We start from the raw sequence: 24,351 nt of genomic DNA, 5'->3' as shown, positions 1-24,351 counted from the left end.
CCGCGGTATGAGCGTGCTGTCGTTCCGAGCACCTGCGTGTCGTTTCGAATCTCCTATCGTCCCCTCCGCAACCGTGTTCTTTCAGGGGCATGGTGGCGCGGTGACACGGAGCACGGACGAGATGCAGGGTGGGCTCACAGCCACGGCGCCACGGCGCGGGGTGCGTTGGGTCTTCATGGGACCCGAGGGGCTGAGGGCGGGCTGGGGCGCGCTGCTCTTCCTGGTCCTCGCGGGCGTGCTCCAGATTCCGGTCGTCATCGGCCTCGGCCTCCTGGATGTGCATCAGAGCGACCTGGTGCGGGATGCCACTTCACCCCGGGGCGTGGCGCTGTCCGTCTCCCTGGGGCTCTTCGGCGTGGTCGTCGCGATGGTGCTTATGGCGCGGCTCGAGCGGCGGACGGCCGCCGCCTATGGACTGGGGCTCAGCCGCTCCCTGCTGCGCTTCACGCAGGGCGCGCTCGTCGGGCTGTTGCTGATGTCGGCCCTGGCGGGGCTCCTGGTGCTCTCGGGGGCCCTGGTGCTAGACGGCGTCGCGCTCCAGGGCGTGGCGGCCTGGCATGCGGGGCTGGCGTGGGCCGGTGCCTATCTCCTGGTGGCCCTGTTCGAGGAACTGACGACCCGGGGCTATCTGCTCCAGGCGCTGGGGCGGGGCCTGGGCTTTCGCCAGGCGGCGGTCCTCACCTCGGCGATCTTCGCCTCGGGGCACCTGACGAACGTGGGCGAGGGGTACATCGGGCTCGCCGCCGTGATGCTGATTGGACTGGTGCTCAGCTACAGCGTGTGGCGGCTCGGGTCGCTGTGGTGGGCCATTGGCTTCCACGCCGCATGGAACTGGGCCCAGTCCTTCCTGTTCGGGGTGGCCAACAGCGGCTTCGCGGGGGATGGCCACCTGCTCACCACGCATCCCACGGGGCCGGCGTGGCTGAGCGGGGGAGCCACGGGCCCCGAGGGCAGCCTGTGGAATCTGCTCATCATCGGAGTCGCGGGCCTCGCGGTGTACGTCACCGCGCGGACGCCGCGGAGGCAGGCTACGGCTTCGGGATGATGATCAGATCCTCATCCTGCTCCAGGCGGTACATCCCGTCAGCGCCCCGGCAGCGCTCGGCGTGGACGCGAATCTTCTCATCGAGCGCGCGCACCTCTTCCGCGCTCAGGGCCGCGAGCTGCGCCGCCGTGAAGCAGCCCTCGAGCACGAAGAAGCGGCAGAGCGTGTACATCTCCTCGAAGGTCTTCGTGAAGAAGCCGCTCATGGTCGGGATGACCTCGTGCGGCAGCCCCATCTGCTTCACCGTGGCGACCAGGTGCTCGCCGAAGAGCAGGGTGTCCGAGAAGTCGCGACACAGCTCGTAGGTCGGCCCTCGGGCGGCGGCCATGACGATGAGGCAATAGCCTCCGGGGCGAACGAACGAGAGCAGCCTGTCGATGAACCCGCCCCAGTCCGAGAGGGGCACGTGGTACAGGACGTGCGAGCAGAGGACGAGCTCATACTGCTCGGACGACTGGTAGCGCTCGAAGGGCTCCAGGAAGATCTTCGCCTTGCCGTGATTGAAGCCGGCAATCTGGTCCCGGTTGGGCTCGAGCAGGGTGAGCAGGTCGAAGTGCGGCGCAAGCCTTTCGGCCACCTTGCCCGACCCCGCGCCCACGTCCAGCAGCGAGGGTTGCTTCGGCAGCCGGGGGAGGATTCGCTGCTCGACGACCTGTCCGATGTTCTCGGGGTGCCGGGCGGTGGCCGCGAGTACGCGAAACGCCGTGGCGTAGTCCTGCGGGGACATCGTGATTCCCATACCGAGCTCCTTCTCCTGTTGGGACTGACGTAACTGGGGGGCGGCTGTGCATGCTACCCGTAAGTCGCACGCATGCCTGGGCGGTCGGCCGCCAACCATTCCGCGCCGCCAACCCCTCGGATGTTCTACTCTGACGCCCTCTCGGAAAGGTCGGGTGCTCGTCTCATGGGTGGTGGTCGTGTCCTCTCGCCAGTTCTCCTCGTCGGCGCCGGAACGGGCGAGGCCACGTGCGGCATCCTCTATCTCGCGAGCTACCTGCGGCGCGGCGGGATTGAAGCCTTCGTGCGGCTGTGGGACGGGGATGAGACCGAAGCCGAGGTGGTGCGCTCATTCGAGCGCCTCGTCACCCGCGTGCGTCCGAAGCTGATCGGCCTCAGCCTCAAGTGGTTCCACCACGTGGACCGCGCGCTGCTCATCGCGCGGGCCGTGCGAAAGATCGACCCCGGGATTCGCATCGTCGTGGGAGGTAACTCCGCCTCGTACTGGTGGCGGGAGCTGAACGCCTACGACTGCATCGACGACGTCGTGCTGGGCGACGGCGAGGTGCCGCTGCTGGCCATCTGCCGTGGCGACGCCGCTCCGCCCAACTGCGTGACGCGGACCCCCGATGGACGCTCTCGAAGGTTGCCGCTGGCCTATGTGCAGGGCGCGACCAACACCGAGGACATCTACTACTCGCACTTCAACGAGCTCTTCCTGAGCCAGATGGACCAGCACTCCTTCTCGGGCTGGGTGGCGCCGGGTAAGGGGTGCGGCGAGAACTGCCTCTACTGCGGCGGGGCGCGTGGCAACCAGAAGGCGGCCTTCGGGCGCGCGAAGCCGTTCCTCCGGTCCGAGGAGAGCGTGCGCAGGGACCACCAGGAGATTGCCGACCGGACCTGGCAGATGCGCTACGACTTCGCCGGAAGCACGGCGGAGTTCCTGGGGAGCACCTGGGCGGGCGTGGACCTCTCGCGCCACTGCTGCACGTACTTCCTGTGGGGGGTGCCCAAGCTCGAGCTCGTCGCCGCGCTGGCCCAGACGTTCCAGCGCATCCACATGGTGGTCGACATCGGCTGCTTCTCCGAGCAGCAGCGCCTCGAACAGATGGGCCGCGGACTGCTCAAGCCGTGCGCGAAGGACGTGGAGCTGCTCGAGGTCATCGAGGCCTCTCGCCGCCACCCGAACCTGGACATCGAGATCTCCGGCATTGGAGGCCTTCCCTTCGCGAGCAAGGCCACACTCGCGGAGGAGCTCCGGCTCGTGGAGCGCGTCATCAGCCTGGACTGCGTGGTGGGCTATCAGCGGCTCGAATCGCAACCCGGGGCGCTGGTCACCGAGCACCCCGCGCGGTTCGACATGGTGAGCGAAGCGCGCACGTTCACGGAGTTCCTCGACTACTTCGAGCGGCGCGAGCCGGGCGACGTGTCGGTGCCGATGATTCGCTTCAAGGACGCGGAGCTGGAGGCGGCGGTGCAGCGCAACTCCGACCGCGTAGATGCCCTGGCGTGGGAGCACCGGGACGCGAAGCGGAACCTCGTCGTCAATGGCCGCACGCGGCTGCGGAACACCGCTCCCTGGACGCAGCAGTTCGCGCTGGGGGACTGGTTGGGGAGCCATCGGACTCCGGCGAAGGTGGCGCAGGAGCGCGTCACCGTCGTGCGCTCGGTGGACGGGACGACCTTGAGCTGTGCTCCGTCGGTCAGCCCGCGCAGGTTCTCGGACCCGACGCTCATGCAGGGCGAGGACGGTGCCATCCTCCTCGCGGCCCTGACCGCCTTCGAGCGCCCCACGACTGTCGCCACCGCGGTGACGCAGCTGGGAGCGAAGGCGAGGCTCGACCCGGGCTCCGCGCGCGAGGTCATCGACCACCTGGTGGACGGACGCTTCCTCCAGCCGGCGTAGTCACCGCGGGCCACAGGGCTGTTCTGGGGACACCTCCAGCTTCGGAGGCCCGTGACTCCATAGCTGGCCCCAGAGTTCCTGCACTCCCAGGTCGCTCGGTGCGAGCGGAGCCGATGGCGCGCTGCTGGGCTCCCCCGCGGGAGCCGCGCGGGTGAACTCCCCCGGACGATGACGTCAGCCCTCCTCTTCATCCTGGCCGAGCATCTTCGGAAGCGGGGGCGGCACGGGCAGTAGTGCCTGGGGAGGAGACCTGCTGCGGATGGGCAGGGCTCCTCTTGCTTTTGGAAATGGTCGCATCGTCGAGATGCGCCTCCTCCGCTCCGGCCTGGGGGGGCCCCTCGATTCTCAACGCCGGTCCGGCGGCATCCAGCCCTGGTGCCTGGGGCAAGGCAGGGGCGTGCCCAGGCTCTTGGTGCTTCCGTTCGTGAAGGGCTCGCCCAGGTCCACCGCGGGGAAGTCGGACAGCGCGCCCACGAAGATCTGCATTCGCTGGGGGGCCCGAGCGGCGCTCCGCGCGGTAGCGCTGGAGGGCCTGCGTCACGTCCTGCTTCGTCGGCGGCTTGCCGCCATCCAGCGCGAGGAATGAGCGGCAGATGGCGTCGAGTTCATCGCGCAGCCGCGCCATTTCCGCCTTGCGCTCGGCCGCCGTGGTGCTGAAACGCGCGCTGCTGGTCGAACACGCGCCTGATGGCTTCCGGAGAGAGCCCGGGGGCTTTGCATCAGGGCTTCATCCGTTGCTCCAGTCGGAGATCGAGCTCGGCGTCGAGCCGCGCGTCACTACAGGAGTAGACGAAGTGCTTCGCGTCACCCAGGCTCAGGCCGAACGTCTTGAGGAGCGCTCGGACGAGCTGGATGTTGTTGCTGTAGTGGCCCTTGCGTTGTTCGTTGCGTATGAACGCGGCAACGCTGTCGCCGCGCGCCTTTACCTCGCACAACCTGCGCGGACGGTCCCAATCGTCCCGGGTGCGGTCGATTACCGGGCTGACCGCGTCGTCGAGCGCGGCATCATCGAGCTCACCGCGACGCCACGCCGCGAGCGGCGCGTATGTAGACATTGCGATTGGCCAACCTTCGAAGGCCGCCGCGAACGCGAGCATCAGCGACAGCCCGCTTGTTGCAGGAAGCCCGCGCGCGATCCGAGAAGCACGGCACGCCTCAGCGAGCGCGAGCGCGCGAATCGTGTCGGCCTCGGGAAGCTCGGCCGGGTAGGGCACGGAACGGTCCATATGGCTCCTCTCGCCAGCGGCATCGACGCGGAGTGAGAGCGGCCGTTGCGGAAACCTGCTCGCAAGCTGCCCCACCAACCTCGCACCCGCGAGCCTGCCCGACTCGGCGCGAACCGGCTCGCGGCCTCTCGCCTCTTCCCTACGCCCCTCGTCGGTCCACCAGCTCGCTTCCCAGTTGCAGTCGTACGCAACTGGCGGACCGATAGGCGTCTTGCGCAGCCAGTCCGAGCCGCCTGGCCCCCCGCGGTCTTCGACCGGCGGCGCATGCAACGCCAGGTGCGTTCGCTCAGCAACGACCTCCGCGATGCGATGCGCGTCGCTCCGGTCTGTGAGCGCTTCCGCCGGAAACCGATGGAGTGGCAGCGTGGAGTATTGGCTGTGATGACGGCCGGGCTGCTCGACAATGGCGTGCAGATCCAACACCCACGCGCTGTATTCCTCTCGGGACTCATCATCGATGACCCCCCATTGCAGCTCGAGTGCAACGCGCGGCTGCGCGATGGCTTCCACCTCGGCGACCAGCTTCTCGACGGTCTCGTTCACGCCCTCATCATGATGACAGCGCCCTCCCGGTGTGACTGCGCCGGCCTGCCCGGGAGCTGTCCGCTGGTGAGCAGCAGGTTGAGCCGGTTCGCCCCTGCGCGAGGGCCGCCGGCCACTCGCTGCCACCCGCCCGCCGGGTGAGCCACGAGAGCGAGAGTGTCACCGTGAACACCTCTTGGAGACATTCTGGAGACAGAACCAGGTTGTCTTGGCGGCAGTGATTCGTCGCTGGGGCGCTGCTATTCCAGCCAGAAGGAGTCGGCTGCTCCAGTTCAAGCCCCTCTCCCAGGTCGGCGCCAGCTCTCCCTTTGCCCAGTGGGAGCCGCGCGCTCGAGGACGTCGTCAGCGCTTGCGTGCCTCGATAAGGCTCACGCCGGTCGGGGAGAGAGTGATGCGCTCCAGCGCCCAACCGGTGCTGGCGAGCAGCGCCTCGTACTCGCGGGCCGTGCGCTCGCGTCCATCCGCGAGCACGAGCATGTTGAGGTCGATGAATGCCGTGCGCGAAGGATCCCCGCCGTCCGGCATCACCATCTCGACCACGATCAGCCGGGCTCCCAGCGGTGCGGCGCGATGAATCTGCAGGAGGATGGAGGTTGACGAGGCGTCGTCCCAGTCATGAAGGATGTGCTTGAGGAGGTAGGCCTCCGCGGCGGGAATGACTGGCTCGAAGAAGCTCCCCGCCACCAGGTCCATCCGCTGGCTCAGCCCCTCGGCCTCCACTGGGGCCCGGGCTCCCTCGATGACGTGCGGTAGATCGAAGAGGATGCCCCGGCAGGAGGGGTAGACACGGAGCACGGCGGCGAGCAACACGCCCTGGCTGCCCCCCACATCGGCCACGCGGGCATAGGGTGAGAAGTCGTGGAGGCGTGCCACCTCCGTGGCGACGAAGCTGGAGAAGCTGCCCATCGCACGGTCGAAGTGCGAAGCCTCCTCCGGGTTCTTCTTGTAATGCTCCCAGAGGTCGGTCCCCAGCGCCCCGCGGGCCGTGGAGCGCCCTGTCTGCACGGCAGTGAAGAGGTCTCCCCAGGGCCGCCAATGGCCTGGGGCGGTCATCATGATGGCCATGTCATGCATCGATCCGGGTACCTCCGAACGGAGGCCGGCCCCCAGCGGGGTGAGCGTGAACGTGCGGGGAGGCACCTCCGTGAAGAGGCCCGCGACCACCCCCGCGCGCATCAGGCGGTACAGCCCATCCGGGTTGGCGCCTACCCGCGGAGCCAGCGCATCGCTCGAGAGAGGACCGCTTGCGAGCAGGTCCGCGAGGCGAAGTCGCGCGACCACACCGATGATCTGGGAGATCCAATAGCTGGAGATGTGCTCCAGGAGCTGCTGCGAGGGATTCGGAGGAGGTGTCTGGTCCATAGCGGTCTGGATCATATTCCAGCGGGGGTAGGGCGCAGCGTTGGGCCAGTGCTACCCTGCGACGCAGGACCGCCATGCAACCCGAGCGCTACGAACTCCTGGATGGCTCGACACCGGACGTCACTCCGCTCGCGGCGGACGTCGGCCGCAAGCAGCCACTGAGCGCCTTCACCCTCCTGGCCGGAGGTGATGTCTTCGAGGTGCGCGGCGGCCGACCTCCCGCGGAAGGGCCTGTCCGTGCCCGCGCGTACGTGAAGGCGAAGCTGGAGCTCAAGAGGTACGGCGCTCCCGCCGCGCAGGTGCAGCGGGTGCAGGACGAAATCGCGAAGCAGCTCTCCGGCAACCTCCAGCTCATCGCCCGGCTGGAGGCCGCGCGCCCGCTCACGCTCGAGCTCATCCCGCCCGGCCATTCCTTGGTGAAGTATGGCTATCCCAGGGCGGTGTCGCCGCAGGCCGCGGGCCTGTTCTGGGACCACCCCGACTGGGCCCGGGCGCGCATCGCGCTCCGACAGGACAAGCTGGAGTCGGAGCAGTACCTCGTCTTCCATGAGATGGCGCACGCCATCCAGGGACTCGCCTTCACCCAGGAGGAGAGCGAGCTCGTCTATCGCACGATGCTGCGCACCTACCGCAGCCGCGCCGCCATCGACGAGGTCTTCGCCATCTACAGCGAGCGGGAGTTCGTCACGGGCGTGTCGGCCCATGATCTGCGCGCTCCCGGCGTGTACGGCATGGCACGCCAGCGCTGGAACGAGGAGCACCTCTTCACCCGCTTTGTGCGCAACCTCTACTTCCCCTACAAACCCCTCGCGGGAGGCAACGCCGGCACGGCCACCTCCAGCTTCGGAGGGCCGTGACTCCATGTCTGTCATTACACACCGCACCGTCAAGACGAACGGCATCCACCTCCACATCGCAGAGGCCGGTGAAGGTCCGCTGGTGCTGCTCCTCCACGGCTGGCCGGAGTCCTGGTACTCGTGGCGCCACCAGCTCACCGCGCTGGCCTCCGCCGGCTACCACGCCGTGGCGCCCGACGTTCGGGGCTACGGCCAGAGCGACAAGCCGTGGCCCGTCGAGGCGTACAGCATGAAGCACCTGCTCGCCGACTTCACGGGCCTGCTCGATGCCCTCGGCGAGAAGACCGCTGTCGTCGTCGGCCACGACTGGGGCGCGGCGATGGCGTGGAACAGTGCCGCGCTTCATCCTGAGCGCTATCGCGCCGTCGTCGGGATGAGCGTCCCGCACCTCGGCCGCCCGCCCATGCCGCCGACGCAGCTCTTCAAGGCCGCGTTCGGAGAGGGGTGGTTCTACATCCTCTACTTCCAGGAGCCCGGCGTCGCCGAGGCGGAGCTCGAAGCGGACATCCCGAGGACGCTGCGCACGACGCTCGCCGGTGTCCCCGGCTTCGATACGACGGCCGAGGCCGTGCGGAACAGGAAGCAGGGCGATGGCTTCCTCACGGGCGTGGACGCCCCCGCCACGCTGCCCGACTGGCTCACGGAGGACGACCTCGCGCACTTCACGAAGGAACTCGCCGGCAGCGGCTTCCGTGGAGGGCTCAATCGCTACCGCAACATGGACCGCGACTGGGAGGAACTGCCCGAGCTCGCGACGGCGAAAATCGAGCAGCCCGCGCTCTTCATCATCGGAGAGCAGGACCCGGGGCGCGCCTTCGCCCCGGTGGACCTGATGAAGCCACTGGTGCCCAATCTAAAAGACGTGCGCGTCATTCCGGGTGCGGGCCACTGGATTCAGCAGGAGCGCGCCGCCGAAGTGAACGCCGCGCTGCTGGCCTTCTTGAAACAGCTGCCCGCCTGACCGGGTTTCACGCACCACTACCCTCGATGAAGCCCCTGAGCGTTCGGGTGCCGGTCACCGACGCAGGTAGTGCAGCGAGGTGGCCGGCTCGCCATGGCCCAGCACGATGTGCCAGGCGTCGTCGTGCCACAGGGCCACGATACGCGTCGCCAGTGCGTCGACGGGCCATTCGTGGACCATCGCCCAGCCCTTGGCGGTGCGTGCCAGCGCACTGATGACCACGCCGGCCCTGGCGCGTGTCAGCGCCAGCAGCCAGGGCTCGCCGCGCGGGCCATCCGCGAGTGCGAAGCCGATCACCGAGCCGAGCTTGCACTCGGCCGAGAGACTGCGCGGCGCGGTGCTGGCATCGACCACCCACAGTTCGCTGGGAGGAATCAGCTTTGGTGCTGAATAGCGCGACAGCGCCCAGAACGGCCGGTAGGGCCCGGCCATGCGTTGAAACGCGACGACGCGCAGCGCAGGGCGGTCCCACCACTGTGGCAGCGCCGCGTCGGACAGCAGGCCGGCTGGCGCGCCCTCATCGGTCAGCAGCAGGGTCTGGCCATCGGCGGTGTTGACGCTCATCGACGCCGTCGGAGCGCCCGGCGAGAAGCGTGGATTGAACAACCATTGCTTCGGCCCCAGGCTGTCCGCCACGTTCCATTGCTCACCGACGTCGAGATGGATGCGCGCGTCCAGTTGCGGCCAGGGACCAATCGGATGAGCGGGACTGAACGTCGTCGGCGGCCCGGCGGGATCGAGCAACGGTTCGAGGGCCGTGCGGGTCAGCTGCAGCGGAACGCCCAGATTGAGCTCGAGCACGAAGCGCATGTCCGGACCGACGACACGCGCATCGACGGCACGAAGGCTCGACTCCTCGTTCTCGATGCGCCGCAAGGGCGTGGCCTGCCCATCGGCTTCGAGGCGCGCGAACGTCAGGGTGTCGCGGAACTCGCGGCGATCGCGGTCGAACACGCCGAGGTGGACGCGGCGCTGATGGGTGAAGAGCCAGAAGCCGGCGACGAACTCGCCGAACTGGAACTCACCGAGCGGCCGAGGTGCATGCATCTTGGGATTCTCCTTGGCTCGCAGCAGGCCCGCGTCCATCTTCACAAGCTGTCGACACGCAGCTCGTAGGGACCGAGGTGCGGGGAACCCTGCAGGGAGTCCGGCGACATGCGGATGAGGACCGGCCCGGTGGTCTGGGGCGTGAGCGTGATGCCGTTGTTCGGGGGAACGGGGAGCCCCGTGAGCGCGTCCACCGCCGAGTACCGGATGAAGAAGGTCGCGTCCACCCGCAGGCGGTACCCCGCATCTTTCTGGAGCGTGACGACGAAGACGTCCTCGTCGATGGCCGCCTCGAGGACTCCCGCCATGGCGCTGCCGAGCGTGAGCGGCGTGGCCTGCGCGGCCTGCCATGAATGGTCGTCGAGCACCGCCTCCTCTAGCCGGACCGTGTACGTCTCGAGCCCGTCGATGGCGAGGCCCACCGTGCCGGAGACCGAGACGTCGAAGAGGAAGCCGTGCCGCAGGGGGGACTTCACGTCCCAGCCCATCCGGTGTCCATTCAGCAGGGTGACGTTGCACTCGCCGATGTTGTTGCCCACCTCGGGCACGCAGACGAACCGGTAGAACCGCCCCGGCTCTGCCGGCAGGGAGAAGACGTCCCGGTCCTGGGTGCTCTGTCCCCGGCCGCTGACTGTCACTCCCTGCGTCAGCGGCGTCGCGGTCTCCAGCGTGTCTCCGTGGTCGTCGAAGCCCAGGTTCTCCGCCTCGAAGGTGAAGTCGTTGGCGGCGCCCCGCACCTCGAGGAAGAAGGTGCCGGACGTCGCCAGGCGGTGGGAGAGCAGCGCGGACGGAGTCTGGGCGCTCGCCAGCACCTGCCCGCTCGCGTCCAGGAGCCGCACCTCGTCCCGCGAGGCGTCCGACGGGGGGACACCCAGCCGGGCGAGGATGAACTGCCCGGCCTCGGCGGTGAAGGTGAAGACGTCCGCGTCCTGCGACGTCTCCACGCGCCCGCCGAGCTTCACCGGGAGGGTGATGGGCGTGGCCTGCGCCAGGATGTTGCCGTGGGCATCCGGTCCGCGGTCTTCCAGCGTACAGGAGTAGGGGTGGGGTACGAGCGCGCGAGTCAGGCCCTGGACCTGGACGGAGTAGCGCCCCGCCGCCGGAGCCAGCACCTCCGCGGGCGTGTGGTTGGGCGGGGAGGAGACGACCTCTCCGTCCGCGCTCCGCATCACCAGGTTCAGCGGGTAGCCGGCGCCTGCGCGGCTGGTGCAGGTGAAGCGGTAGCCGTGGGCCACCAGGGCGTCGAGGGCGAAGACGTCCACGTCGCCGGGCCCATGGAACTCGCCCTGGAGGGTGGACCCGGCCTGAATCGGGGTGGCCTGCTCGGGGGTGTCCCCATGCTCGTCCACGCCGCCCAGATTGAACCGGAGCCGGTAGTCATGGACCCCGCTGCCGCGGAGCTCCACGGTGTGCACTCCGGCCTCGCTGGAGACGTAGATGGCCGGTTCAGAGGGGGTGAAGCGCTGCAGCACCGCGCCGGAGGGCGCGACGACGCGGACCGTGCACTGCCGGCCCGCCGGGGCCTCGCAGCCCAGCAGGTAGTAGGCCTTCGGGGCGAGCTCCGCCTGGAAGACGTCGACATCGTCAGGCGCCTCGAACCAGCCCTCCTCCAGGGCGGAGGTTCCCAGCGGAGTCGCCTCCGCCGCCGTGTCGCCGTGGTCGTCATGGGTGACGTTCCGCAAGCGGCAGCTGTACTGGAAACTGAAGGGCCCGTCCCCCAGCGAAGGGGTGGACAGGGTGATGAAGTGCGGCCCGGACCCGGTCGTCAGGTAGGTGGGGTCCACCTCCGACCCTTCCATCGAGAGCTCGCCCGAGGCGCCGGAGACGGTCCGCTGGAGGTAGGCTCCGCCACCTCCCTCCTGGGTGCAGGCCACCACGAGCCGCTGCCCCGCCTCCGCGTGGAAGGCGAAGACGTCGCGGTCCGACGTGGCCTGGAGGACGCCCTCGAAGGTGGCGTCATCGCCGCTGATGGGCGTGGCCGACTCCGCGATGTCCCCATGGTCGTCCGGCAGGGGCTGGAGCTGGAGCGAGTAGTGGCCCGCGGACTCCCCACTGTGGGCTGCCAGCGCGATGACGTAGCGCCCCGCCCGAACGGGCCGGAAGCGGACGTCGAGTTGCTCGACGCCGTTGGAGACATACGACGAGGCCTCATGGAAGGAGAGGCCCTCCGCATCCGCCATCAACACGCTGCAGCCGTACATGTCCCGGCACGTGCCGGTCAGCTGGTAGAGGTGTTGCCCCGTGGCCTCGAAGTCGAAGTAGACGCTGCTCGTGCGGAATCCGCCTGACTCGAGGGTGGTGCCCTCGACCGGAGCGCCGGTGGTCGGCAGCGGGATGAAGCTGGCGGGAAGCGCAATCCGCACCAGCGTCTGGGCGGGATTCGAGACGCAGGTGGGGACGACGCTGGTGAGGTCCTGACATGTCTCACCTTCGGGGCAGGTGAGCCTGCCGCACTCGAAGAGCCCCGGGTAATAGGGGCGGGGCTCGTCCTTGCAGCCCGCCGCGAGCGACAGGGCGGCGAACAGCAGGCACGACAACACACGGACTGACCTGGGATACGGCATGGCGGGCTGCGCCCCCTCGTTCCAACAATGGGCGGAGGAAGCCATACCAGACAGCGCCGCCCGCTCGGTCCCCCGTGAAGTACAGGTTGTCCCTGCTGAATCCCACGCAGCGCAAGTGGCAGAGCGGCCAGTCCTGTCCTTCTCAGACTCCGTGTGCGAGCCCGCGGAAAGCCTCTGGCCCTCACGCCAGCGCCGCGAGCGCGAGGACCTGGTCGCGCAGCTGCGGCCCGACCCGGACGAGCTGGGCGATGAGGGAAATCCAGCCGATGAGCCCCCGCGCCGCCGAGGCCACCAGCCCTATCACCAGGGACAGCACGGACGCGGCGAGCTGGAGCGCGAGCCCCACCCGCTCCATCCGCTTCAGCACCCCCTTGGCGGCGTCGATGCCGTCGTCGCCCAGCACCAGCAGGTCCGCGTCGCCGTCCGGCCGGAAGCGGCAGGCCGCGCGGACGTTCGGCGTGCCCTCGCGCAGCTCGCCCTTCAGGTAGAGGCCGACGCCATCCACGAAGGCGGTGGCCGCCTTGCGGATGGTGGTCAGCACCTCGTTGGCCTTCTGGAAGAGCGCGCGGAAGACGTTCTTCACCAGCGTGACGGCGTAGCCGACGCCCCGTCGCACCAGATCCACCAGGCCCTCGGCCAGCCGCTTCACCTGGCGCCCCAGCCACCGCGCGGCGCGGCGGAGCCCGTCCCAGAGGAAGAAACCGGAGTTGGGCACGTCACGCGTCCAGTAGTCCTGCAGCGCGGGCTCGTTGGCCTTCACGAAGGCGGCCAGCTCCTCGGGGGACACCTCGGGCTCGCGCTGCTGGCGCGAGAGCTCCTGGAGGGTTTCGAGTCGCAGCCGGTCCGTGACCTGGCGCAGCGCGCTTTCGGACAGCGGCGTGGGCGCCACGTGCTGCCAGTGCACCTGGAGCGACTCCCGCATGGGCTTCTCCCGTACGGGCTCGCGGATGTCGCCAATGGGGTAGCCGTTGAGCCACAGCTCGGCGCGAACGAGCCGCAGCAGGTAGCGCTTCGTCGAGGGCCAGTCGGTCCGCTCGTTCAGCTCCAGGCCATCCTCGAGCGCATCCTTGACCGCATCCCCGCCCTCGGCCACCGCGTCCAGCTGCACGTCATGGTCGAACAGCAGCGCGATGAGCTGCCTGTTCTTGCTGAGGTCCTCGAGTCCCTTCGCCTGGATGCTGACCGTGTCCGCCAACCCCAGCATGGAGACGACGGCTCGGAAACGGTCGAGGGGGATGGTCGTGTACTGGTCCACCGTGCTGTCCACGGGCCTGTTGTCCCGCATCCCGAGCACCGTGAGCCGGAGCTGCACGGCCCGCGTCAGCACGGGGTTGAGCTTGCCCTCGGGGGACACCCAGCGGTCCACCTTGAAGGGCGGCTCCAGCGCGACGAGCTCCTGGAGCGCATCCCAGGTGGGCGGGTCGATTCCCACGTTCCTGGGCAGCCCCGCCTCCTCCCGGAAGCGGTGCAGCGCCTTGAGGAGCTTCACGTCCATCTTCCCGCTGTCGAGGTCCCCCACGTCCGCATAGCCCAGGCTGTCCAGGCGCGTGCGCACCGCGCGGACGCGCAGCGCGTACTCCTCCTGGGCCTGCACCGGGGCTACGGACGGGGGCAGCGGGGACAGGCCCGCCGCGTCCTCGAGTCGGCGGAGGTTCTCCTCCAGCAGCGCGGCATCCTCCAGCCGATCCGCGCCCACCTGGAGCTGGACGCCCTGCGTGGCGGCGGGCAGCTGCCGCGCCCCCGTGAACGCGAGCTTGAGTGTGTCCAGCTCCGGCGGCGGAGGCATGGCGGCGGACTACTTCACCAGGTTCTTGATGGAGTCGGCGAAGAAGTCGGTGATGGCCTTGCGCGCCTGGAGGCTGCTGTTGATGGCCTGCTGGTGCAGCGCCAGCAGCTCGGCGATGCGCGGCAGGTCCTCGTTCGTCTGGAAGGTGTAGCTGTCCCCGTCGAAGTTGAGCTGGGTGGCCGCGACCAGCTTCACGTCGCCGTTCGTCTTCGCGCCCTTCTTCAGCCCATCCCAGTCGATGGCGCCCGCCGCGTTGATGGCGACGTCCACCTTGCCCGTATACGTGACGACCTCCAGCTTGCTGAGGTCATCCACCTGATTGCCGAGTTCCCGGATGGCGTCCTTGAGTCCCATGGTGTGCTCCCCCTCTCGAGGTGAAAGCGGGCGCCAGAAGGCGCCACGTCCGGAAGTAGACGGGGGAGCGGCCCGGCGAGTCAAACGCCCTCGTCTCTTCAGGCCGGGGCCTGGCGCCCGAGCGCGTTGCAGTCGTGGGTCTACCGCCGCAGGCGCCAGGTGAGCGCGGTGGCGCACCGCCACCTCATGGGTCGCTTGCTCCCCTGGGCACCTTGACGTGCTCGCGAGGACCTTTTCACGATGGAGGCTCATCAAACGAAAGAGGGAGTCCCATGACGAAGCGTCTTGCGCGGTTGCTGTCGGTGCTGTGCGTCCTGATGCTGCCCACCCTGGCCGTGGCGGAGGAGGTCTGGGTGGCGGAGACCCAGGCGACCTCGAGCGGGGGGAGCTACTACTCGTACTACCTCACCGTGAGGGTGGGGGTCTGGCCCGTGGCACCGGGCCACTCGGTGGGCATGGTGTACACGAATGACAACTGGCACACGACTCACCAGGTCGACCTGACCTGGCAGTACAACCAGTCCAATGCCTACGGGTCGCAGGATGAGCTCTGGCGCACGCCCACCTTGTACGTGAGCGACAGCGCGCCGGTGGAGTACGCGGTGTACGTGGACGACGCGTATGGAAACCGGACGTGGAACAACAACAACGGTCAGAACTTCCGGTTCAGCCGCATGTGACTCGCTGAGGGCCACCCTGAGCGCAGCCACCGTCGTGAGCAGGAGAGGGACCTCGGCGGCTACGGCTGCGGCACGCCCAGCTCGTAGGCCTTGCGGATGGTCTGGGCACAGGCGCGTGACTTCTCGCCCTCCTCCTCCCCGCCGAGCTGGCGGCTGCGAGCCAGGAGCATGTACCGGTTCCTGGCGGCGTTCACCCAGGGATAGAAGCCGAACGCCCCCGCCGAGGAGTGGCCCGTCACGCTCCACACGCCACCGAGCGTCTCACCTTCAATCCAGTGTCCGAGCCCGTAGTACGCCTGTCCCGTCGTCCATGGCGTGTAGGACACGTTCGGGCCACCCGGCCACGCTGGAACGGAGTCCACGGTCAGCTTGGAGGACAGCTCATATTGGTTGTTGAGCAGCTTCATCAGGAAGACGCGGTAGTGCGCCGCGCTGCCTGAGAAGCCCCCGGCCACGGCGACGTCGCTGTCGGACTCCGGCAGCGTGGTTCCCAGCTGGGCGTTGATCCAATCCATGACGCTCGCCAGGCCCGTGCCCTTCCGCGCGCCGATATCGTCCAGGGCCAGCTTCTGCATGTGCCCGCCGTTGTAGAAGTACCGGCCATTCTGGAGCGGGCGGTAGGAGACGTTCTTGTAGGCAGGTCCGTAGCAATCCGAGACGGTCGTCCCGGCGTCCCCACACAAGGTGGTGTTCTCGTCGATGTAGCCGCTGGTGAAGTTGAGCCGCTTCTTCTCGTCCGTGCTGAGGTTCGCGTACCCCCTGGACTGCACGTAGGCCCCCACGTACAGCCACTTGCTCGCGGACGCGATGGGCATCACCGTCGTGGCCGACACTCCGCTGCCTCGCGGGATGCCGTAGAGCAACCCCGCCCCATTGCCAATCTCCCAGTAGAAGTTCCCGAGCGGCTTGCAGCTCTCCGAGTTGTTGGCCGTGTCCAGCGCGGCCTGTTCGTGCACCGTGAGGGCCGCACGGGACGTGCCCTGGGGCGCGTCCGCGATGGGTTCGAGCGCGTCCTCCGTGGCCCCACAGCCGATGAGGCCCAGGGCCAGCAGCCCGCACGCCGAGATGAGCTTCGTCCTTCCGTGTTGCTTCATGCGGTGATTCCTCCGGGAAACCCTCGTGAACCCGGGAGGCGTCCAGAAGTTGCGCGAAGAATTGACGCAACTCCTGGACGAGGCCTTTCACCCCAAGGCGCCGCTCACCCGACGGCGCTCGCGGCCCTGCCGCGCGAAGTCCCGGGCCACGGAGCCAGCTTCTCCTGCTCGTAGCGCTTGAGCAGGGCGCCGAGCTCCGCGGCCTTCTCCGCGACTGCTGTCCGGCGCTGGGGCGGCACCGTGGGCGCCAGCTCCGGGAAGGGGCCGTTGACGGCCAGCAGGTTGTGGGACTCCAGCGGGTCCGTGTCCAGGTCGTACAGCTCCCACTGGTCCGCCTCCACGCCGTGCGGGTCGAAGTAGCGCGCCAGCTTCCAGGCGCCGCTTCGCACGCAGCGGATGTGGTTCGGCTGGCGCACCGGCCCCGGCGCCAGCTCGGGCACCCGCCCGGTGCGCAGCACCTCCACGACCTTGCAGAAGAAGGCGTAGTTCTCCAGGTCCTGGATGGAGTGCGGGTCTCCATCCGGCGGCAGGGGCTCGGTGATTTCGTCGTCCGTGGCGAAGAGCACACCCGCCCGCTCCGAGCCGTCCGGCTCGCGGACCACGCTGTCCTCGCCCTTCACCACCGGGGTCAGGTCGGTGCCCACGAAGGGCGGCACCACCCGCTGCAGGCGCAGCTCCTCGCGGGCCCGTTCCAGGTCCTGGCCCTGGACGCCCATGAGCCCCAGCAGCGTGGGGACAAGGTCGACGTGGCTGGTCAGCGCCTCGACCTGCCGGGGTGCCAGGTCCGAGTTGAGGGAGGGGTGACGGAACACCACGGGCACATGCAGCGCCTCCTGATAGGCCGCGTGCCACTTCTCCATCATCATGCCGTGGGCACCGCCGTACTCGCCGTGGTCGGACATGAAGACGACCAGGGTGTCCTCGTGCAGGCCCACCTCCTCGAGCGTCTCGAGCACACGGGCGATGTGCCCATCCACGACCTGGTGCAGGTACGCGTAGTACTGCACGAAGGCGGCGACGGAGGCCTCCGGGTTCACCGTCAGCTGGAAGGGGATGTTGGAGGCGAGCGTGACGCCGAGCGCGACGGCCTCGGGATTCTCGGGCGTCTTGCCGGCCGCCACGAGCCCCCGCAGCGCGCCCATGCCCGTCTTCGCCGCGAGCCCGAGCCCGACCTTGTAGGAGTAGTCGAGCTGGCAGGACGGCTTGTCGGGCCCGAGGGGCATCGCGGCCGGGGGCGGAGGCCGGGCGCACGTCTTGTCCAGACCGGCCGGATTGAGCGGGGCGCGGAAGGTGCCGCCCGCGGGCGCGGTGGACAGCGTGCCCTTCGAGGGGATGGGCAGCGGACCCGCCGGAGGAGCATCGGGGTCCAGGGTGCGCGGCAGGGCAGGGTAGGTGGCGATGTCGTGGGGATTGGCGAAGGACACCACCGCCATCCAAGGGGCCTGCTCCGAGGGAGGAGAGGGTTGGAGGGGCGCCTTGTCGGTGGCGACGGCCTGGACCCTGTCGACGCCGACCGCCAGGGCCTTGCGCCGCAGGAAGGTGCAGGCCAGGTCGGCGCAGCCGAAGTCCCGGTAGAAGGCCAGGTTGTTGGGGCTGGAGCCGTGCGGCTCGGGGTAGCTGAGCTCCCAGTCCTCGAAGCCGTAGCGCGTGAGCGAGTGCTCCGGCGGGTTCGACACGTGCCACTTGCCGAAGTAGTGCGTGCGGTAGCCGGCGGCGCGGAACCAGTGGCCCAGCGTGGGGATGCCATCGGGCCGCAGCCAGGGAAAGGCGGCGGCGTCGCCGCTCTTGAACAGACCATCCGTCTGCGTGACGCCCGTCCGCGTGCCGTACTGCCCCGTCATGATGGCCGTGCGGCTGGGAATACAGGCCGAGGAGGCGATGGTGTGGTTGCGCAGCACGACGCCGTGCCGCTGCAGCTTCACGAAGCCCGGGAACTGCGAGGCGTAGGGGTTGTTCTCGCTCAGGGGCTGGAAGCCGAGCAGCTCCTTGAGGGGCTCCGCGAAGCCTCCCTCCGGGCCGTAGGGGAAGCGGGGGAACCGCATCTGGTCGACCATGATGACCAGGAGGTTACGGGGAGGTGACGCGGGCTTGTGACGCATGGGGACGGAGCCTCCAGGGCGGGGCACGGGTCCAGCGGGAAGGTGCGGCGCGAAGAGCATACGCCCGCGCCGCGCTCTTCCGCGAGGCGCCCCTGTACCTCACATGCATCTGCAATCCATGCCGCGCTGTGTCTGGAGTTGCTCCAGGCGGAGATGCGGCGCGGGGCGCCGAGGTCAGTCCTGCTTGGACTGCGTCGCGGGCGCGCCGCTCAGCTCCTGCCGCAGGAACGCGCGCCAGTCCGCGATGAGCTCCGGCGACACGTCATGTCCGAGGCCCGGGTAGGTGAGCAGGTCGATGGGCACGCCTCCCACCTTCAGGGCCTCCACGCGGGCGGTGGTCTTCCGTGCGTCGATGATGGCGTCGGCTTCTCCCTGGAGCACCCGCACGCGGCTCGTCCCGGGCAGGGCCCGCATGGGGTCCCCGAGCAGGCGCGAGCCCATGGGCACCGCGACGTCGACCAGCTCCGGGTAGCGAATGGCAAGGAGCCAGGCCAGGTCCCCGCCGTATGAGAAGCCCGTCACGCCGACGTGGCGAAGCTCGGGATGGGCGCGCCGGACTTCTCGAATGAGGTCCGCGACGCGTGCGGCCATCTGCTCCACGTCCGCGAGCTTCGCGGCCTCGTCCTTCTCCTCATGCCCAGGAGCGAACCAGGTGAAGCCCTCCCTGCGCGGGAGCGGTCCCTGGGGGAGCAGCACGCGCACCGGCGCGCCCCAGTCCTTCACGTACTCGTTCCAGAAAGCAGGCGTTCCCCCGGAGTAGTGCAGGGCGACGAGCAGCGCCTCGGGTTGCTCGCCACCGAGGGTGTACGTCTCGTGGACGAGCTGCCGCGACGTGTCAGTAGCCGTGGCGCTCGCCCGAGGGCCCGCGCACGCCATCGACAGCGTCATCATCACGAGGGGAGCAGCGAGGCCAAAGCGCTTCAGGGTGGAACCTCCTGGCGGGAATGGGGCCCGGAGGATACGCGGAGGGGAGAAGGCGGTCATGGCCCGGCTTGGGCACTGAAGCCAGTCATGCTTTGACTACGCGCCGCATGCCATTTCTGCTGACCCTGCCGGATGGCCGCCACGTCGCGCTGGAGAAGCCCGTGGTGTCCGTGGGCTCGGACCCCGCCTGTGACGTCGTCCTCCAGGAGTCCGGGCTGAAGCCCAGCCACGCCTTGCTCTTCCGCGACGAGCGCGGCTGGACGGTGTCCGCCGCCAGCAAGGGCTGTGACGTGCGCGTGCGCGGCAAGCGCGTGGAGGTGTCCCCACTGTCCCCGGGTGACGCCTTCGCCCTGGGCCGGGCCACGCTCACCCTGGTCCACGCCGACGAGGCTCCGGCGGTACCGCGCTCCGAGTCCGCGCCGGCTCCTCATGGCCAGCTCGTGGCCGTGCTGACGGGCTTCGCATCGCGGCTCCTCGTGCAGCGCCCCTCCACGGAGCTGCTGGAGGTGACGATGCGAGGACTCGCGGAGGTGACGGGCGCGGACGTGGGCTTCCTCGTGTCGGTGGAAGGGGAGCGGCGCCACGTGCTGTGCGCCACCGGACCGGTGCCGGAGGCCGCGGTGGTGGACAGTCTGGTGAATCAGGTGATGGCCTCGGGTGCGCCCGTGCTCGTGCCGGATGTGGCCTCGGACGCGGCGCTCGCCGGTGCGCCCAGTGTCGTGGCACTGCGCCTCACCTCCGCGCTGGTGCTCCCGCTGCGCGTGGGCTCATCGCCCCTGCGCGCCGTGTACCTGGGCCGGCGCCTGGGAAACGCTCCGTTCTCCGCCGTGCACCTGGAAGAGGCGATGGCCCTCTCCTCGCTGGCCGCGCTGCTGCTGGCCACCTCGCACGAGCTGACTGAGCTGCGCACGCGCGTGGACAACCTCACGCAGCGCATCTCCGCGGCCACCTTCGAGGGGCTCATCGGTGAGTCCCCCGCCATGCGCGAGCTCTACCGGCACGTGGAGCGCCTGGGGCCCACGTCCCTCCACGTGCTCATCCAGGGCGAGACGGGCACGGGCAAGGAGGAGGTGGCTCGGGCGCTGCACCGGCGCAGCGGGCGGCGCGGGCGGCTGGTCGCCATCAACTGCGCGGCGCTGCCCGAGTCCCTCATCGAGCGCGAGCTGTTCGGCCATGCGCGCGGCGCCTTCTCGGGCGCGGGGACGGACCGGGCAGGGCTCGTGGAGGCGGCGGACGGCGGCACGCTCTTCCTCGATGAAATCGGCGACATGCCCTTCGTCCTCCAGTCCCGGCTGCTGCGCGTCGTCCAGGAGCGCGAGGTGACGCGCCTGGGCGAGAGCCGCCCGCGCAAGGTCGACATGCGCGTCATCTCCGCCACGCACCAGCCCCTCAAGGCGCGTGTCGCGCAGGGCACCTTCCGCGAGGACCTGCTCTACCGGCTGGATGAAGTGCGCGTCGAGGTGCCTCCCCTGCGCGAGCGCGGCGACGACGTGCTCCTCATCGCCCACCATGTGCTCAAGCAGGAGGGCCGGCGCGCGAAGGGCTTCACGCAGAAGGCCACCGAGGCCCTGCGGGGCCATCCCTTCCCGGGCAACGTGCGCGAGCTGGTGTCCCGGGTGCGGCGCGCGGCCATCCTCGCGCCGGGAGAGCTCATCGGTGTCGAGGACCTGGAGCTGGAGGCGGACCCGACGCCCCTGCTGCCCCTGGACGAGGCCCGCGAGGCCTTCGTGCTGCGCTACGTGCGCGAGGCCATCGCCCGCAACGGCGGCAGCAAGAAGGAGGCGGCGAAGGCGCTCGGCATCGGCCTGCGTTCGGTGTTCCGCTACCTGGGTGAGGACGAGTGACGGACTGGCTTGTGCCCATCACCCGAAGTACTCCTGGCCCCCGCATGCATCCCCCCGTCTCGTGGTTTCTCGTGTCCCTCGGGCTGCTGATGGTGCTTGGCTGCCCGCTCGACATCCAGGTTCGGCCCGAGGAGGGGACTGACGCGGGCTGTCAGGGGAAGGACTGCGAGACGCTGTGCGTCGCGGACTCGGAGTGTCCTGAGTCGCACCGCTGCGACGACTTCGAGGGCCACTGTGCGCCGGGGCCCCGCCTCACGGAAGAGTGCTCGGACTTCATTTCGTGCCAGGGGCTCGCCAGCTGCGAGGACGGCCGGTGCGAGCTGCGCTGCGCCTCTTATGAGTGCCCTCCGGGCTACCAGTGTGGTCCGGACAAGGTCTGCGTCGAGACGTGCACCGGGGGCCCGCCGGAGACCCTGGGCGCCTTCTGTGATTCCTCGCTCGACTGCACCCGCTGCGGTTTCTGTGTGGATGGTGGGGGCTCGAAGCGATGCCACCAGCCGTGCAGCTCCGACGGGGACTGCCCTGGCGGTGCGGTCGGCTCCTGCCAGGCCGTGCCAGGAGGCAGCCTGCACGTCTGTCGCCTGCCCTGAGCGGAGTCGTTGCCCACCCCGGACGGCCTCTCTAGGATGCGCCCGCGATGAGCGACGAAGTGCTGGCGGGCCGCTACCAGTTGGAACAGGAACTGGGGCGAGGAGGAATGGCCACGGTCTTCCTGGCCATGGACCTCCGCCTGTCGCGCCGCGTGGCGGTGAAGGTGATGCACCCGGGCGAGGACGGTCGCCGCAACGAGCGCTTCCGCCGCGAAGCCGAGCTGGCCGCTTCGCTCAAGCACCCCAACGTGCTGGAGGTCCACGACTTCGGCGAGGACGCGGTGCGCGGTCCGTTCCTCGTGTGTGAGTGGGTCCAGGGCGAGAGCCTGCGCGAGCTGGCGCGGCGGCTCGCGCCGGTACCTCCCGAGGTGGCGGCGGTGCTGGGCTGGGAGCTCGCCCGGGCGCTGGAGGCCGCGCACTCGCACGGCGTGGTGCACCGCGACGTGAAGCCGGAGAACGTGCTGATGTCGAAGGGTGGCCCGCTGAAGCTCGCGGACTTCGGCATCGCCGCGCTGGCCGACCAGGAGCGGCTGACGAGCACCGGCGCCGTCACCGGCTCGCTGGCGTACATGGCGCCCGAGCGCATCGACACCGGCGCCTGGTCCCCCGCGTCGGACGTCTACGCGGTGGGCGTCATCCTCTTCGAGCTGGTGACCGGCACCACGCCACACGCGGGGCAGGGCAGTGCGCACCTCGCCGTCTCGGTGATGACGCGGGATGCGCCGCCGCTGTGCGAGGTGGCCCCGGGGACACCGGAGCCCTTCGGTGCGCTGGTGGACCGGTGCCTCGCCCGGGACACGCGGGCGCGGCCCGTGGATGGCGCGGAGCTCGCCGCGTGCCTGGAGTCAGCGGTGCAGCAGCTCGTGGGGCCTCCCTCCGAGGCCTCGAGACGGTTCTTCCAGGGGCCGGAGGCGTATGCCGCCGGCTGGCGGGAAGTCCGGTTCCAGCGACTGCTGACCGACGGTCGCGCGCTGCTGTCGGCAGGAGAGGGGGCGAAGGCCGCGCGCCTGCTCAACGAGGCCCTGACGCTCAAGCCGGGTTCCTCCGAGGTGCTGGCGCTCCTGCGTGCTCGCCCGAAGGTGGGACGCGCGAAGGTGCTCGGCGGGAGCGCCCTGCTGGTGGGCCTCCTGGGCGCCCTCGCGCTCTGGGGCTGGCGCTCGCGGGAGGACGCCACGTCCGTGGTGGCGTCGGAAGCTCCCTTCGTGCGTCCGCCGGCGGAGGCCGAGGCTCCCGTCGGAGAGCGGGACACACCGGAGTCGGCGCTCCAGGACCCGCGCACCGATTCACTGGAGCCCACCCCGCCCGAGCCACCGGTCTTCCCTCCGATGGCCGCGCGCGCCACTCGAACGGAGACGATGAGCGGAGGGGTGCCCCGACGCGGGGCCACCGCCTCGCCCGCGGGCGTGAAGCGTGCGCCCCCGCGCTCCGACCGGAGCCTGCCGGTGGCCGGAGTGCCCCCCGGCGCCGAGGACCCGGCGTCCACGCCTCCGCCTTTCGAGGCACTGGCCCACGCGACGCGGACCTCCCCGCCCACCGAGGCGCCGTCGTCCCAGGCGCGGGGGTACGCCACGCTGAGCGTGGTGACCCGCCCGTGGGCCGAGGTGTTCGTGGACGGGCAGAGCCGCGGCTACACGCCGCGCGTGCGCGAGGTGCGCCTGACTCCCGGCACGCACCGGCTGCGCTTCGACAACCCGCTGTGTGACGTGTTGGAGGAGGACCTCCACGTCGCCGCGGGGGAGACGGTGAAGCGTGAGCTCGTCCTCCAGGTGCGCAAGGCCGAGGTGGTCATCTTCGCTCCCGAGGGCGCACGCGTCTTCGTCGACGGGACGGAGGTCGGTGTGGCCCCCCTGCGAGAGCCCGTGAAGCTCACGCATGGCAGTCATGTCTTCTCGGCCCGGGGGGCCGCGGGAGAGGTCACCCGGAAGGACTTCGACGTCGTTGCCGGTGAGCGGACGGAGGTGGAGCTGGGGTGGGGACCGTGACGGGACTCTTCCTGGCACTGGTGCTGGCCGCCTCACCCTCGCTGGAGCCCGCGCGCGACGCGTACCAGTCCGGCGAGCTGCCACGCGCACGGAGCCTGCTCGAAGCGCTGCTCCAGCCCCTCCAGTTGACGGACCCCGCCGACGAGGCCGAGGCACACCTGCTGTTGGCCGCCACGTACCACGCACAGGAGGACACGGAGCGCGCGGAGCAGGAGGTGGTGCGGGGCCTCACGGCGGAACCGGACGCGAAGCTGGACCCGCTGATGTACCCGCCGGACTTCATCGCCTACGTCGAGCGCGTGCACGTCCTCCACCAGCAGCGCATCTCCGAGCTGTCCGCCCAGCGCCGCGCGCCTGTCGACGCGCCCTGGCACTCCACGGCCCCTCAGCCCTCTCCGGTGGAGGTCGCACGCATCGCGGACCGGCCCGTGTCGCGAGGCTGGTACCTGGTGCCCTTCGGCGTGGGCCACTTCAAGCATGGCCAGCACACGAAGGGCACCTTCCTGGCGGTGACGCAGGGAGTGACTTTCGCGCTCTCCGCCGCCTCGCTGAGCGCGGCGCTGGCGCTGCGCGGCCCCGACGGCCTGTACAGCACTGGGGACGCGAGCGTGGCCCGAGGCCTCAACGTCGCCTGGCTCGTGGGGGCGTATGCCTTCGCGGCGCTCTACGCGTACGGCGTCCTGGACGGGTGGCTCCTGAGCCCCGAGTTGCCCGCTCCGCGCGGCCCTCGGGGCTGAGTCGCCGGAAGGACGCGGCAGACGAACCGGCCA

The 24,351-nt window shown here is 69.7% G+C and carries 20 protein-coding genes; 9 read left to right on the top strand and 11 right to left on the bottom strand.

What is annotated here, in order from left to right:
* Positions 1–175 precede the first annotated feature (175 nt).
* Positions 176–1,045 carry a CPBP family intramembrane glutamic endopeptidase gene (locus tag G4D86_RS12255; RefSeq protein ID WP_163992943.1) on the top strand — a complete coding sequence of 290 codons (870 nt, stop codon included), beginning with the start codon at positions 176–178 and terminating at the stop codon, positions 1,043–1,045.
* Here G4D86_RS12255 and G4D86_RS12250 read toward each other — a convergent pair.
* The gene (locus G4D86_RS12250; RefSeq protein WP_163992941.1) at positions 1,029–1,784 is read right to left on the bottom strand and encodes a class I SAM-dependent methyltransferase; all 756 of its coding nucleotides are present in this window, start codon (positions 1,782–1,784) and stop codon (positions 1,029–1,031) included. The genes G4D86_RS12255 and G4D86_RS12250 overlap by 17 nt on opposite strands.
* Positions 1,785–1,949: 165 nt before the next feature.
* Here G4D86_RS12250 and G4D86_RS12245 point away from each other — a divergent pair, with 165 nt between their 5' ends.
* The gene (locus tag G4D86_RS12245; RefSeq protein WP_163992939.1) at positions 1,950–3,668 is read left to right on the top strand and encodes a cobalamin-dependent protein; all 1,719 of its coding nucleotides are present in this window, start codon (positions 1,950–1,952) and stop codon (positions 3,666–3,668) included.
* A gap of 345 nt (positions 3,669–4,013) precedes the next feature.
* Here G4D86_RS12245 and G4D86_RS12240 read toward each other — a convergent pair whose 3' ends face one another.
* From G4D86_RS12240 to G4D86_RS12230, 3 genes are all read right to left on the bottom strand, one after another.
* Positions 4,014–4,154 (bottom strand): hypothetical protein, encoded by a 141-nt coding sequence (locus tag G4D86_RS12240; RefSeq protein WP_163992937.1) that lies wholly within the window; start codon positions 4,152–4,154, stop codon positions 4,014–4,016.
* Positions 4,155–4,387: 233 nt separating this feature from the next.
* Positions 4,388–5,437 carry a hypothetical protein gene (locus tag G4D86_RS12235; RefSeq protein WP_163992935.1) on the bottom strand — a complete coding sequence of 350 codons (1,050 nt, stop codon included), beginning with the start codon at positions 5,435–5,437 and terminating at the stop codon, positions 4,388–4,390.
* 342 nt (positions 5,438–5,779) lie between these two features.
* Entirely contained in the window at positions 5,780–6,799 is a 1,020-nt protein-coding gene (locus G4D86_RS12230; RefSeq protein ID WP_163992933.1) for a methyltransferase, read from the bottom strand.
* Between the two features lie 74 nt (positions 6,800–6,873).
* Between G4D86_RS12230 and G4D86_RS12225 the strand changes: the two genes are divergently transcribed.
* Both G4D86_RS12225 and G4D86_RS12220 read left to right on the top strand, forming a co-directional pair.
* Positions 6,874–7,656: a hypothetical protein gene (locus G4D86_RS12225; RefSeq protein WP_163992931.1), complete on the top strand. Its 783-nt coding sequence runs from the start codon at positions 6,874–6,876 to the stop codon at positions 7,654–7,656.
* 4 nt (positions 7,657–7,660) lie between these two features.
* Positions 7,661–8,617, top strand: coding sequence for an alpha/beta fold hydrolase (locus G4D86_RS12220; RefSeq protein WP_163992929.1), 957 nt, complete (start codon positions 7,661–7,663; stop codon positions 8,615–8,617).
* Positions 8,618–8,671: 54 nt separating this feature from the next.
* On the opposite strand, the gene G4D86_RS12215 is transcribed toward G4D86_RS12220, so the two are convergent.
* From G4D86_RS12215 to G4D86_RS12200, 4 genes are all read right to left on the bottom strand, one after another.
* Positions 8,672–9,709, bottom strand: coding sequence for a hypothetical protein (locus G4D86_RS12215; RefSeq protein ID WP_163992927.1), 1,038 nt, complete (start codon positions 9,707–9,709; stop codon positions 8,672–8,674).
* Entirely contained in the window at positions 9,706–12,201 is a 2,496-nt protein-coding gene (locus G4D86_RS12210) for a hypothetical protein (protein ID WP_163992925.1), read from the bottom strand. The genes G4D86_RS12215 and G4D86_RS12210 overlap by 4 nt, the downstream gene beginning before the upstream one ends.
* A 208-nt stretch (positions 12,202–12,409) precedes the next feature.
* Positions 12,410–14,014: a hypothetical protein gene (locus tag G4D86_RS12205; RefSeq protein ID WP_163992923.1), complete on the bottom strand. Its 1,605-nt coding sequence runs from the start codon at positions 14,012–14,014 to the stop codon at positions 12,410–12,412.
* Between the two features lie 9 nt (positions 14,015–14,023).
* Positions 14,024–14,368 carry a hypothetical protein gene (locus G4D86_RS12200; RefSeq protein WP_163992921.1) on the bottom strand — a complete coding sequence of 115 codons (345 nt, stop codon included), beginning with the start codon at positions 14,366–14,368 and terminating at the stop codon, positions 14,024–14,026.
* Positions 14,369–14,640: 272 nt separating this feature from the next.
* Between G4D86_RS12200 and G4D86_RS12195 the strand changes: the two genes are divergently transcribed.
* Positions 14,641–15,048: a carbohydrate-binding protein gene (locus G4D86_RS12195; protein ID WP_163992919.1), complete on the top strand. Its 408-nt coding sequence runs from the start codon at positions 14,641–14,643 to the stop codon at positions 15,046–15,048.
* Between the two features lie 59 nt (positions 15,049–15,107).
* Here G4D86_RS12195 and G4D86_RS12190 read toward each other — a convergent pair whose 3' ends face one another.
* The 3 genes from G4D86_RS12190 to G4D86_RS12180 all read right to left on the bottom strand — a co-directional run bounded on the left by G4D86_RS12190 (position 15,108) and on the right by G4D86_RS12180 (position 19,132).
* Entirely contained in the window at positions 15,108–16,142 is a 1,035-nt protein-coding gene (locus G4D86_RS12190; protein ID WP_163992917.1) for a hypothetical protein, read from the bottom strand.
* A gap of 104 nt (positions 16,143–16,246) precedes the next feature.
* On the bottom strand, positions 16,247–18,241 hold the full coding sequence (locus G4D86_RS12185; protein ID WP_163992915.1) for a sulfatase-like hydrolase/transferase: 1,995 nt from the start codon (positions 18,239–18,241) through the stop codon (positions 16,247–16,249).
* A 174-nt stretch (positions 18,242–18,415) separates the two neighbouring features.
* Positions 18,416–19,132 carry an alpha/beta hydrolase gene (locus tag G4D86_RS12180; protein ID WP_240360204.1) on the bottom strand — a complete coding sequence of 239 codons (717 nt, stop codon included), beginning with the start codon at positions 19,130–19,132 and terminating at the stop codon, positions 18,416–18,418.
* A gap of 140 nt (positions 19,133–19,272) precedes the next feature.
* Between G4D86_RS12180 and G4D86_RS12175 the strand changes: the two genes are divergently transcribed.
* The 4 genes from G4D86_RS12175 to G4D86_RS12160 are packed head-to-tail and all read left to right on the top strand — an operon-like array spanning position 19,273 to position 24,318.
* Positions 19,273–21,009 carry a sigma 54-interacting transcriptional regulator gene (locus tag G4D86_RS12175; RefSeq protein WP_163992911.1) on the top strand — a complete coding sequence of 579 codons (1,737 nt, stop codon included), beginning with the start codon at positions 19,273–19,275 and terminating at the stop codon, positions 21,007–21,009.
* A 44-nt stretch (positions 21,010–21,053) separates the two neighbouring features.
* Complete coding sequence (locus G4D86_RS12170; RefSeq protein ID WP_163992909.1) at positions 21,054–21,599, top strand: latent transforming growth factor beta-binding protein; 546 nt, start codon at positions 21,054–21,056, stop codon at positions 21,597–21,599.
* A gap of 47 nt (positions 21,600–21,646) precedes the next feature.
* On the top strand, positions 21,647–23,581 hold the full coding sequence (locus G4D86_RS12165) for a serine/threonine-protein kinase (RefSeq protein ID WP_163992907.1): 1,935 nt from the start codon (positions 21,647–21,649) through the stop codon (positions 23,579–23,581).
* Positions 23,578–24,318, top strand: a complete 741-nt coding sequence (locus G4D86_RS12160; protein ID WP_163992905.1) for a tetratricopeptide repeat protein — start codon at positions 23,578–23,580, stop codon at positions 24,316–24,318. Before G4D86_RS12165 ends, G4D86_RS12160 begins: the two co-directional genes overlap by 4 nt.
* Positions 24,319–24,351: the final 33 nt, after the last annotated feature.

The organism is Pyxidicoccus caerfyrddinensis, from assembly GCF_010894405.1.
Taxonomy (GTDB): domain Bacteria; phylum Myxococcota; class Myxococcia; order Myxococcales; family Myxococcaceae; genus Myxococcus; species Myxococcus caerfyrddinensis.
The sequence above is the reverse complement of the archived record's forward strand: the minus strand, read 5'-3'. Positions and strand labels throughout refer to the sequence as shown.